Origin of the sequence: Burkholderia sp. E168m15, assembly GCF_016586105.1 — a bacterium.
Taxonomy (GTDB): Bacteria; Pseudomonadota; Gammaproteobacteria; order Burkholderiales; family Burkholderiaceae; genus Burkholderia; species Burkholderia orbicola.
The window spans coordinates 1-11286 of sequence record NZ_BCPO01000208.1; the positions used below are offsets into that span (position 1 = coordinate 1).

The 11286-nt window shown below is 66.6% G+C and carries 10 protein-coding genes; 7 read left to right on the top strand and 3 right to left on the bottom strand.

Going from position 1 to position 11286, the window contains the following annotated elements; translation table 11 throughout:
* Positions 1-661: 661 nt before the first annotated feature.
* The 3 genes from JMF86_RS32270 to JMF86_RS35190 all read left to right on the top strand — a co-directional run bounded on the left by JMF86_RS32270 (position 662) and on the right by JMF86_RS35190 (position 3634).
* Positions 662-2359, top strand: coding sequence for a M4 family metallopeptidase (locus JMF86_RS32270; protein ID WP_011545443.1), 1698 nt, complete (start codon positions 662-664; stop codon positions 2357-2359).
* Positions 2360-2566: 207 nt separating this feature from the next.
* Entirely contained in the window at positions 2567-3238 is a 672-nt protein-coding gene (locus tag JMF86_RS35185) for a hypothetical protein (protein WP_236593042.1), read from the top strand.
* Positions 3239-3328: 90 nt separating this feature from the next.
* The gene (locus JMF86_RS35190) at positions 3329-3634 is read left to right on the top strand and encodes a hypothetical protein (protein WP_236593043.1); all 306 of its coding nucleotides are present in this window, start codon (positions 3329-3331) and stop codon (positions 3632-3634) included.
* A 56-nt stretch (positions 3635-3690) separates the two neighbouring features.
* Here JMF86_RS35190 and JMF86_RS32280 read toward each other — a convergent pair whose 3' ends face one another.
* Both JMF86_RS32280 and JMF86_RS32285 read right to left on the bottom strand, forming a co-directional pair.
* On the bottom strand, positions 3691-4680 hold the full coding sequence (locus tag JMF86_RS32280; RefSeq protein WP_011545445.1) for an ABC transporter substrate-binding protein: 990 nt from the start codon (positions 4678-4680) through the stop codon (positions 3691-3693).
* Between the two features lie 45 nt (positions 4681-4725).
* The gene (locus JMF86_RS32285) at positions 4726-5070 is read right to left on the bottom strand and encodes a DUF3088 domain-containing protein (RefSeq protein WP_011545446.1); all 345 of its coding nucleotides are present in this window, start codon (positions 5068-5070) and stop codon (positions 4726-4728) included.
* 491 nt (positions 5071-5561) lie between these two features.
* Here JMF86_RS32285 and JMF86_RS32290 point away from each other — a divergent pair, with 491 nt between their 5' ends.
* From JMF86_RS32290 to JMF86_RS32305, 4 genes are all read left to right on the top strand, one after another.
* Entirely contained in the window at positions 5562-6746 is a 1185-nt protein-coding gene (locus tag JMF86_RS32290) for a porin (protein ID WP_011545447.1), read from the top strand.
* A 130-nt stretch (positions 6747-6876) separates the two neighbouring features.
* A complete protein-coding gene (soxC, locus tag JMF86_RS32295; RefSeq protein ID WP_201317274.1) occupies positions 6877-8133 on the top strand; it encodes a sulfite dehydrogenase in 1257 nt (418 codons plus the stop codon).
* On the top strand, positions 8126-8650 hold the full coding sequence (locus JMF86_RS32300; RefSeq protein WP_011545449.1) for a c-type cytochrome: 525 nt from the start codon (positions 8126-8128) through the stop codon (positions 8648-8650). Before soxC ends, JMF86_RS32300 begins: the two co-directional genes overlap by 8 nt.
* 70 nt (positions 8651-8720) lie before the next feature.
* Entirely contained in the window at positions 8721-9908 is a 1188-nt protein-coding gene (locus JMF86_RS32305; RefSeq protein WP_011545450.1) for an LLM class flavin-dependent oxidoreductase, read from the top strand.
* A 54-nt stretch (positions 9909-9962) separates the two neighbouring features.
* Here JMF86_RS32305 and JMF86_RS32310 read toward each other — a convergent pair whose 3' ends face one another.
* Positions 9963-11180, bottom strand: a complete 1218-nt coding sequence (locus JMF86_RS32310; RefSeq protein ID WP_201317275.1) for an acyl-CoA dehydrogenase family protein — start codon at positions 11178-11180, stop codon at positions 9963-9965.
* Positions 11181-11286 lie beyond the last annotated feature (106 nt).

An 11286-nucleotide genomic window follows, 5' to 3' on the forward strand; every position in this document is an offset into this window, starting at 1 on the left:
TGTCGATAATCAGCATTATGTCAATTGATGTTCCCATGGTCATCGTGCGCAGCGGGTTGCGGTCACCCGAAGACTCAAACATTGCCGTGAGGGATCAGCACACCATCGTATTCGTCCAGATTCGTATCTGTAAAACCCGGTGTGCTCTTATCGAAGCGATACAACCCATTCGCAAAATACCTCACTAACCACCACCTGGCTATTGTCAGGTGACCGTCGCTCGCCCGACATCCATTGCAAATTTAATGAAGTCGCGGCATAAATATAAAATATCAAAAGCATTGGAGATTAATTTTATGGCGCATGAGGCGGAAACAATCAAAACCAATATTCAATAAACGGAAATCCAGGTATCTCTTTAACCTGGCTTCACATCCCCGCGGCCTTCTTACACGCCCCGCACACACCCCGTCTCGGCCAGAGGCCGCGCAGCCGCACGCTGTCGATGCGTCGCTCTCCCGTTCCCGCCACCCCATCAGCAACGATCATTTCAAATCCCTCATCAAATCCTGACTTGATTAACGACGACGACATGAAAAATCAATATCACAGAAAATATCTTGTAATTATAAAAACGACCTCCTAGCATCCCCCTGCTGTTCGCGACATGTCTTGTTTGATGCATTCCTCGAACAAACCCATTCATAACCTGGGGAATTACATGAAGAAACTGTCTCGGCTGCTGCCTATCACCGCGATTACCGTCGCGAGTTTCAGCGCTTTTGCCCAGGCCGGCGACCAGCCGGCCGCGGTCGACAAGGCACTGCAACTGATCCAGCAGAACCCGGCCGCCTTCAGCGTGGCCGTCAGCGGCACGGCACGCACGTTGAAGTTCGCGGGGCCGCAAGCAGCCGCACCGACCGACGGCGATCAGTTCCAGGTACGTGACGTGATCGTCGATCCCGACGGCACCGAGCACGTGCGTTTCGACCGGTTCCATGCGGGCCTGCCCGTGATAGGCGGCGACGTGGTCGTCCATTCGAGCAAGGGGCAACTGAAGCAGGCCAGCGTGACCCAGCTCGCGCCGATCAACCTCGCCGGCACGATCGGCAAGGTCGGGAACCGCGCCGTGGTACGCAACGCACCCGACGTGGGCGCGACGCGCGCGAGACACATCGCGGCCGCGCGCTTCAACTCGGACGTGCGCCGCGTCGACGACGCCGAGCTGGTCGTGTTCGCACGCGACGTCACGCCGACGCTGGCCTACGCGGTACGCGTCTACGGCAAGGCAACCGACACGCATGGCGACGCCGTGCTGTACTACGTTGACGCACGCACCGGCACCGTGCTCGACGCACAGGACCTGATCAAGACCGCCGCCGCGACCGGCACCGGCCGCTCGCTGTACTACGGCAACCTGACGCTCACGACGGACCAGACCGGCACGAACGCATACCGGATGCTCGACCCGGGCCGCGGCGGCGGCTCGGTCTACGATGGTCGTGGTCTCAGCTCGGACGAAGTCGAGCAAGCGACCGACCTGCCGATCTTCACGAGCAGCACGAACGTGTGGGGCAACAACACGACCACCGACCGGCAGACCGTCGCGGCAGACATCGACTACGGGCTGGCATTGACTTGGGACTACTACAAGACCACGCACAACCGCAACGGCATCTTCAACGACGGCCGCGGCGTGAAGAGCTACGCGCACGTGGTGTTCAATACCGGCAGCGGCACGACGGGCGCGAACGCGGCATGGCTGTCGTCGCGCGTGATGGCATACGGCGACGGCGAACCTGGCACGCGCCTGCCGAAACCCGTGGTATCGGTCGACGTCGCCGGGCACGAGATGAGCCACGGCGTGACCGAAGCCACCGCCAACCTGAACTATTCGGGTGACGCGGGCGGCCTGAACGAATCGACGTCCGACATCTTCGGCACGCTCGTGAAGTTCTACGCGAACAACCCGAACGATCCCGGCAACTACGTGATCGGTGCACGCGTGGTGAGCGGCGGCCTGCGCAAGATGTACAAGCAGGACCTCGACGGCCGGTCGTTCAGCTGCTACCCGTCCGGCGGCTTCTCGTGGTCGAATCCGCGCCACGATCCGCATTTCTCGTCGGGGGTCGGCAACCGCTTCTTCTATCTGCTGTCGGAAGGCCCATCGGTGCCGTCGACCGACACCGGCCTGTCGAGAGCGCAACTGGTCTGCAACGGCGACACGACCTTCAGCGGGCTGGGTCGCGACAAGGCCGGCAAGATCTGGTACCGGACGCTGACCGTGTACCTGAACGCCAACTCGAGCTATCCGAACGCGCGGCGTGCGTCGATCCAGGCGGCAAACGACCTGTATGGCGCGAACTCGGCCGAAAGCGCGACGGTCGCGCGCGCGTGGAGTGCGGTGGGGGTGAATTGACCGTGTTTGTATGAACGCGTCGCACCCTGGAAGCCGCGTGGCGGGATTTCGCTTCGGAGAAAAGCGATTCGGCCGTAGTCATGCGGCGTTCGGGTGAATGACGGGAAGGTGCCGACCGATCGTCTGCGTATGCAGGCGGTTGGTCGGTGGATCGTGCGTCCTTGCGGTCCGACAGATGAAGGGGCGCCCGACGGGTACGCATTCCATATGCTGCCAGGCGTGCCGCCACCAACGTGGCCGGCGTATTCGCGAATCGTCCGGCCGGACGCTCCGCGTGCTCCCTTCCATCGTATCGACGGCACCGCCCAGGCAACCGGCTTCCTGAGCGAGCCGACAACGCGCTATATTCTGGTCCCAGGCGGAATGACGACGGAAGTCTCCCGCCATCGCCGCCCTTCCCCACGCGCTTCCTCACCCGAGAGAACGATAAAAATGGACCACGCGCAGTATTTCAGCCAAAGCTCGATCCAGGCCGCGAATCTTCGCCTGCACTATCTGTCACAGTTGCTGCGCGAGCAGACGGGCTCGATCGTCCAGTACGGCATCCTGCGCGGTTTTCCGATCGGCTTCAGTCACTGGGCGGAAGTCGCGGTTGGCGGCTATCTGCTCGGCACCTACGAGATCGCCGTTTGCGCGATCCTCGAAGCGCTCGGATCGCCGGAGAAGGTGTTGGTCGACCTCGGCGCCGCCGACGGGATTTTCGGCATCGGCCTGGTCAGGAACAACGTCTTTGCGCGCAGCCTGTGCTTCGAGATGGACGAGCAGCGCCGCCACGCAATCCAGCACCGCGCCGCGGAAATGGGGCTGGCGGACCGCGTCGCGGTCTTCGGCAAGGCCGATCGCGACTTGCCCGCGATTCTGTCGGAGCACGGCGGGTAGCCGGCCGGGCGGGTCATCCTGTGCGATATCGAAGGCGCGGAGTTCGACCTGTTCGACGACGCGCTGCTGGAACAGCTCTCCGGCAGCCACGTGATCATCGAAATCCACGACTTCCTGCTTTCCGACCCGGAGCAGGCCGCACGCGCATTCGACGAATTGAGCCAGCGTGCGGGCAAGTACTTCAACGTGTACGAGATCCGCGACGGGCTGCGCGACATTCGCAACATCCCGTTGCTGCGACACTGGTCGGACTGGGACGCATGGCTGATGTGCGTGGAGGCGCGCTACCGGATGATGCGGTGGCTTTGGCTCGAGCCGAAAAGCCAGCCGCGACGCGCCGATCAGGACATCGATCGCCTGATCCTCGACTACCAGCGGCGGATTTTCGCCGTTTGACGAACGCGAACCGGCACATATCGAGCGACCCCGCCCGCACCTCCCGTTTCACCGCATCACCCCGCCGCAACCAGCGGATTGAACGACGTGTCCCAGAACGGCGCGACATGGGCCGGCCCGTCCAGCACGCCGATGCGGGCAAACACGTCCGCGACCTGCTGGTGCTGCGCGACCACGTCGGGCGTCACCGGCAGCAGCGCGAAGTCTTCGCTGCGCTGGTCGAACATCGCGACGAGATCGGCAACCGGCACACGCGTCTCGCGATTCTGCGCGAGCGCATAGTCGCGGAAATGCCCGTTCGCCCACGCATACGCACGTCGAAACCGCAGCAGCAGATCGCCCGTCGCCGCGCGGCGACGCGCATCGTCGAGCGTGCGCGGATTCGCGTACACCGGAAAATTGCCCGACAGATACCCCTTCCCCGTCTTCAGCACACGGGCGTCGTAGCGATTGCGCGCGAGCTGGCCGTTGTAGCCGTAGATCGCCCACGCATCGATGTCGCCGCGATCGTACGCGGACAGCCCGTCGGTCGGCGACAGGTTGATCGGCTGGATGTCGTCGAAGGTCAGGCCGGCTTCCGCCAGCTGTCGATACAGGAAATAGTGCGACGTCGTCGCGCGCACGTAGCCGACGCGCTTGCCCTTCAGATCCGCGATGCCGCGGATCGGCGTGTCCTTGCGCGCGAGCGTGACCTGGTTGTTCAGGTCTTCGCGCACGCGCGAGATGAATCGCACGTTGGCCTTCTGGCGCGCGGCGAACACGGCCGGAATTTCGCTACCCGAACCGATATCGAGCGCGTCCGCGTTGAGTGCCTCGATATGCAGCACGCCGTTGTTCAGTTCGCGCCAGTCGATCCGGTACGGCATGTCGGCGAGCCCGGCCGCCTGCAACAGCGCGCGCCAACCGCCCTTGTAGGTCGCGACGCGCAACGTCGTGCCGGCCAGATCGGCGTCGGCGGCCGGCGCGGCGAACGCGGCCAATGGGTGCGCCGCGATGGCGGCGCCGGCAAGCAGCAGGCGGCGACGTGCCGCCGACATTGACGACATCGGATGCTCCTGTCGATCGGATGAGAAGGAAGTGAAACCGTCGCGTCAATGCAGCGCCGGAAAACCGTGGCGCTCGGCCAGCAGTTCGAGGATGCGGCGCGCGTCGGTGACGAAGCGCACGTCGCCGAGCGTCTGCGCGTCGTCCGGCGCGGGCTGGTCGCGGCCCAGCACGAGCACCGGCAGGCCCTGATGGGCGTCGTCGAGCGCGTCGATCACCGCGGGCCGCGGCCGCTCGAAGCCGACGCGCTTCACGTCGAGGCGCGCGGCGAGATCCGGCGCGCTCGCCAACAACCCCTCGATCGGCAAGCCATGCGGACAGACGAAGCGCTGGCCCGGATGCTTCGGATCGGCAAAGCCCGGTTCCAGCAGAAACAGTACATCGCGACTCATGTCGAACGGCTCCTTTCTCGTTGATCGATCCAGTCGGGAAGCGCGCGCGCCTGTGCGCCCTGCCGTTCCCGAGGCATGCCCGGCCAGCGCCGGATGCCAGACTGTACCGGCGCACCTCGCTCGGCCCTACCAACGTTTTGCGGAATCGATATGCGAACGCGCATAGCGCAACCGCCGATCGTCGCCTAGCGGTCCGTTGCGTAAACGCATCGTCATGCGAACGACGGATATTGCGGACATCGAATGATTTCATCGATCGATATGACCGTGCATGATCGTTTCCAGCGGGCGACGTTCGCGGTCCGCGCGATGCGTTCGCCGCAGCAGGCGCGCCGGATGCGATCGCGACACACCCGTCGGGCCGACGGCAACGCACATTACAAATCGGCCGCGCCGCGATTTACAAACCACGGATCGGCCGTTCATCGGCGCGTCGGTCGTCAATAGCATCGTGATCCTCGCAAACGTACTGATAAAAACAGAGGATGGTCATGATCAAAAAAACGGTGGTACTGGGTTTGGTGTCGATCGGTTCGGTCAGCGCGCAGGCGCAGAGTTCGGTGACGTTGTACGGCGTGGTCGACGCCGGCATCGCGTACACGAACAACCAGGGCGGCGCGAGCAACATCCAGCAGACGAGCGGCAAGCTGAGCGGCAGCCGCTGGGGCCTGAAAGGCGCGGAAGATCTCGGCGGCGGCCTGCAGGCGGTCTTCACGCTGGAAAGCGGGTTCCGGCCGAGCGACGGCGGGCTCGGCCAGGGCGGCCGCCTGTTCGGCCGGTCCGCGTACGTGGGCCTCGGCCAGAAAGGCCTCGGCACGCTGACGTTCGGCCGTCAGTACGAGCCGATCACCGATCTCGTCGCGCAGTATTCGGGAGCGGGTTTCTGGTCGCCGGCCACGCACGTGGGCGACAACGACAACCTGAACCAGAGCTTCCGGCTGAACAACGCGGTGAAGTTCCGCAGCGACACGATCGCCGGCTTCACCGCCGACCTGCTCTATGCGTTCAGCAACCAGGCCAATGGCGGCGCGGGCACTGGATTCTCGAACAACAACGCGTGGGGTGCATCGGCGAACTACGTGAACGGCCCGCTGTCGATCGGCGGCGGCTATGTGCGGTTCAATCATCCGAATGCGGCGTCGAATACCAGCGGCGCGGTGGGCGGCGCAACCTCGACCACCGGCAACGACTACAGCGGCGCGTTCTTCTACGGGCTGAACGGCGGCGTGCTGAAGCAGCAGATCGGCGCGGTGGGCGCGAACTACGCGCTCGGCCCCGCGACGCTCGGCTTCGCATGGAGCCACACGCAGCTCAACTATCTCGACGGTTCGTCGCGCAAGTTCAACAACTACGACGTGAACGCGCGCTACCAGATCACGCCGGCGGCCACGCTGATCGGCGTCTATACGTTTACCGACGGACGCGCGAGCGGCCTGCCGGGCACGAGCGGCCAGACGCTGAAGCCGCGCTGGCACCAGTTCACGCTCGGGTTCGACTATGCGCTGTCGAAGCGCACCGATATCTATGTGTCGGGCATCTACCAGCTCGCGGCCGGCGACGCGAGCACCGCGACGTCGGGCGGCTATCGCAAGATCGCGGCGATCTCGAACATCGGCAGCGCGTCGTCGACGAACCGCCAGCTTGCGTTCGTCAGCGGGCTGCGCGTGAAGTTCTGACGGCACGCGCGTCGGGCGCGGCGCAATCGTCACGATAAGCAAAGCGGGAATCGTTGTTTGCCGTGCCGCGCCCGGTTGCCGAGAATGATCGTTTGTCCGCGCGGCTCCCGCGCGCCACACGCGTTCGACCATGACCGATTCCCGTTTTCCTCCCCGTGCGCCGCGAAACGGCCGGCGCGCGGCGCTGCGCCAGCTCGCCGGCGGCTGGGCGGCCGCGATGCTGCCCGCCAGCGGTGCGCTCGCGAGCGAGCCGCTCGATGTGCCGCCGTGGACGCGCACGCCCGGTGCGCCGCTGCTGTCGCCACCCTACGGCGTGCCAGGTCAGCACGAGCGCGACGTGATTCGCCGCAGCGCCCGAACGCCTGCGCTGCCCGGTTCCGGCTCGTCGATGACGCCGCTCGCCGACCTGTTCGGCGACATCACGCCGAACGGGCTCGTCTACGAGCGTCATCACGCGGGGGTGCCGGACATCGATGCGCAACGCCATCGCGTCGTCGTGCACGGCCTCGTGCGCGAGCCGCGCGTCTTCACGCTCGACGACCTGCTGCGCTGTCCGTCCGAATCGCGCATTCACTTCCTCGAATGCTCGGGCAACACGGGCAGCGAATGGAACGGCCCGAGCGGGCTGCCGGTTCAGTTCACGCACGGGTTGCTATCGTGCTGCGAATGGACCGGCGTCCGGCTGTCGACGCTGCTCGACGAGACAGGCGTCGACGCCGACGCCCGCTGGCTGCTCGCCGAGGGCGCGGACGGCGCGGCGATGACGCGCAGCCTGCCGCTCGACCGGATTCTCGAGCGCGCGCTGGTCGTCTATGCGCAGAACGGCGAACGGCTGCGCCCGGAGAACGGCTACCCGGTGCGGCTGATCGTGCCGGGTTTCGAAGGCAACACGAACATCAAGTGGCTGCGGCGGCTGAAGCTGGTGCGTGCGCCGGAGATGACGCGCGAGGAAACGTCGAAGTACACGAATCTGCTGCCGGATGGCTGCGCGCGCCAGTTCGTGTTCGAGATGGATGCAAAGTCGGTCATCACGCGGCCGTCGGCCGGCCATCGGCTCGCCGCGCACGGCTACTACCCGATCAGCGGCTACGCGTGGTCGGGCCGTGGCCGGATTCGCGCCGTCGACGTGTCGACCGACGGCGGCCGCACGTGGCGACCGGCGCGGCTCGCCGGCGACGTACGCGATCGTGCGCTGACGCGCTTCGAAGCCGACTGGGTGTGGCGCGGCGAGCCGGCCGACCTGCAAAGCCGGGCGACCGACGAGACCGGCTACGTGCAGCCGACCCGCGACGCGCTCGTCGCCGCGCGGGGCCTGAACTCGCAGTATCACTACAACGGCATCCAGAACTGGCGCGTCGGCACGGACGGCGAGGTGCGCAATGCGTAAGCCGCTCGCCTGCCTGCTTGCAGCCTGCGCGATGACGTCGAGCGCGTTCGGCGCGGGCTTCGGTCTCGGCCAGCCGGTCGATCGCGCGGCGCTCGCCGCGTGGGACATCGACGTCGCACCGGACGGCAGCGGCCTGCCGCCCGGCGCGGGTACGGTCGCCCGCGGCGGCCACGTGTTCGCGGACAAATGCGCGATGTGTCACGGAGCGGGCGGCGAAGGCGGTGTCGGCGATCCGCTCGTCGGCGGCGTCGGCTCGCTCGCCAGCGCGAAACCCAAAAAGACGGTCGGCAGCTACTGGCCCTACGCGACGACGCTGTTCGACTACATTCGCCGCGCGATGCCGTACAACGCGCCGCAATCGCTGAGCACGGACGACGTCTATGCGGTCACCGCGTACGTCCTGCACCTGAACGGCATCGTTCCCGCCGACGCCCGGCTCGACGCGCGCACGCTGCCGCGCGTGCGGATGCCGAACCGCGACGGCTTCGTGCCCGACCCGAGGCCGGGCAAGTTATGACGCGTCTCGCTCCACTTGCCGCCGCATCGGGCCGCGCAGTCGCGCCGCACCTTTCAGCAAGGACCCTGTGATGAGCGATTCCACCCTCGCCGCCCCGCTCGCGCCGACGCCGTTCGTCGACGTTCGTTCGCCGGCCGAGTTCCCCGGCAGCCCCGTCTCGCGCACACTCGCGCAGCCGCTGATGCTCGGGTTGTTCCTGCCGATCCAGGCTGGCGGATGGAGCGCGTCGACGCTGCCGCGCTCGACCGACTGGACGTTCGACTACAACGCCGATCTCGTAGCCCGCGCCGAAGCGCTCGGCTTCGATCTCGTGTTCGCGCTGTCGCAATGGTTGCCGAAAGGCGGCTACGGCGGCGTGTTCGACGGCCAGGCGCTCGACTCGTTCATGACGCTGGCCGCGCTGACGGCGCGCACCGAGCGGATCATCCTCGTCGCGACGAGCCACGTGCTCTACGGGCCGTGGCATCCACTGCATTTCGCGAAGTTCACCGCGACGCTCGACCACATTTCGCGCGGCCGCTGGGGCATCAACGTGGTGACCGGCCACCGCGCGATCGAGCATGAGATGTTCGGCTGGAACCGGATCGAACACGACCGGCGCTACGAGATGGCCGCCGAATTCCTCGATGCGGTCCAGCAGTTGTGGGCGCAACCGGATAATTTCAGCTACACGCCCGAGCTGTCGAGCTGGCGGCTGGGCGGCGCATTCGTCACGCCGAAGCCGCGCTACGGTCGCCCGCTGCTGATCAACGCGACGGGTTCCGATGCGGGCATCGCGTTCGCCGCGCGCTATTCGGACATCGTGTTCGTCACGAGTCCGGCTGGCCCGGACGCCGAACGCGCGATCGACGCGCTGCCCGCGCATACGGCCCGCGTGAAGGCGGCGGCCGCCGCGCGCGGCCGCACGATCCGCACCTTACTCAATCCGCTCGTGATCTGCCGCGAGACGGCGGCCGAAGCGCGCGCCTACCGTGACGCGATCGTCGCGCATGCGGACGAAGGCAGCTTCCACCGCTTCGACAGCGACGCGCACGCGTGGCGCGGCGGGTTCGAGCAGCGTGCGCAGGCCGCCGCGCGCGCGATCGGCGGCAATATCTCGATCACCGGCTCGCCCGAAGAAGTCGCCGATATCATCGTGCGGCTGCACCGCGCGGGCATCGACGGCGTCCAGTTGAGTTTCTACGATTTCAAGCCCGACCTGGACTTCTTCGGCGAGCGCGTGCTGCCGCTGCTGCGCAAAGCCGGCCTGCGGCGTTAAGGTCGGCGCTGAAACCCGGCACGACGGCGTAGCCGCCGCCGCTGGCGGCCGTCGTCAGAACACGCGCCCTTCGGTGAGGTGCGTGGTCACGCCGTTCAGCACGTAATCGCCGACCACGCGCGCCTTGTGCAGCAACGGGTTGTGGCTGAAGATCGTGCGCAGGTTGCGCCAGTGGCGATCGAAGTTGTGCTCGCGCGCCGTCGCCGACGCGCCGCCCACTTCGAACAGCCGCTCGGCCGCATGCAGCGCGAGCTTGCTGACGATCAGTTGCGTGCGCGCGGTCGCGAGCGCGCTGTCGAGTACGAGCGCATCCGCATCGGCGGCGCCCGCTTCGATCGCGTCGGCGGAGCGGTCGAGCGCGCGCGCGTTTTCTCGCACGAGCGCGTCGATCGCATGGCTGTGCGCGGACAGCTCGCCGACGATCTGCTGGACGAAATGATCGTCGCGTGCGGTCGGCGCCGGGCTGTGCAGCGCGGGACGGCCGTGCGCGAGCACGTAGCGGCGCGCATCGGCCACCACGTTGCGCACGATGCCGGCGCCCGTCGCGACGAGATGAAGCTGCCGCAGCGCACCGCAATGACGGCCGACGAGCGTCGCCCCGTCGCGCGGGACCACTTCGTCCGCGAACACCTGCACGTCGTTCAGCAACAGGCTGCCGCTCGCGGTCATGCGCTGGCCCATGCCGTCCCAGTCGTCGAGCACCTGCAGGCCATCGCGCGCCACCGGAATGATCACGGCGAGCGTGTCGCCCTGCTCGTTCTCCACGTTGATGCGCGCGAAATCGGCGAACGCGGTGCCCGTCGAATAGTATTTGCGGCCCGTCACGCGGTAGTGGTCGCCGTCGCGGCGCAGCACGGTCGTGTTCTCGCCCGGGCGCGACGTGCCGCGCTCGGTCGACGCGCCGCCGAAGATCGCGCCGGCGAGCACGCGCTCGAGCTGCACGTCGTTGAACGCGGTGCGCGGCGACAGCCGCAGCGTCTCGGTCTGGTCGTAGTGGATGCGCAGCGCGTGCGCGAGATTCGAATCGGCGGCCGCCAGCGTCGCGATCGTGTCGAACAGGTCGACCAGCGTGCCGCCGAGGCCGCCGCGCTCGACCGGAATCCGCAGCGCGCCCAGCGCCGAGCGCCGGAAGAGCGCGAAGCCTTCGAACGGCAGTTCGCGACGCGCCTCGCGTGGTGCGGCATCCTCGCCGATCAAAGTCGCGAGGTCGGGCAGCGCGGCAAGCGCGTCGCGCAATGCGTCGCGCGGATCGACGGCATCACGGGCAGTCATTCGGCAGGTCCTTGTTGGGGGAGATCGGGGGGCGAAGCAACGCGCGACACGGCGTCCGTTACACGCATCCGCCGAGTATAAGGACGCCCCCGCCGCGCGTGAAAAA

Coding starts and splice junctions, on each gene's coding strand:
- JMF86_RS32270 (WP_011545443.1), top strand. CDS start 662: ATGAAGAAACTGTCTCGGCTGCTGCCTATCACCGCGATTACCGTCGCG.
- JMF86_RS35185 (WP_236593042.1), top strand. CDS start 2,567: ATGCTGCCAGGCGTGCCGCCACCAACGTGGCCGGCGTATTCGCGAATC.
- JMF86_RS32280 (WP_011545445.1), bottom strand. CDS start 4,680: ATGTCGTCAATGTCGGCGGCACGTCGCCGCCTGCTGCTTGCCGGCGCC.
- JMF86_RS32285 (WP_011545446.1), bottom strand. CDS start 5,070: ATGAGTCGCGATGTACTGTTTCTGCTGGAACCGGGCTTTGCCGATCCG.
- JMF86_RS32290 (WP_011545447.1), top strand. CDS start 5,562: ATGATCAAAAAAACGGTGGTACTGGGTTTGGTGTCGATCGGTTCGGTC.
- soxC (WP_201317274.1), top strand. CDS start 6,877: ATGACCGATTCCCGTTTTCCTCCCCGTGCGCCGCGAAACGGCCGGCGC.
- JMF86_RS32300 (WP_011545449.1), top strand. CDS start 8,126: ATGCGTAAGCCGCTCGCCTGCCTGCTTGCAGCCTGCGCGATGACGTCG.
- JMF86_RS32305 (WP_011545450.1), top strand. CDS start 8,721: ATGAGCGATTCCACCCTCGCCGCCCCGCTCGCGCCGACGCCGTTCGTC.
- JMF86_RS32310 (WP_201317275.1), bottom strand. CDS start 11,180: ATGACTGCCCGTGATGCCGTCGATCCGCGCGACGCATTGCGCGACGCG.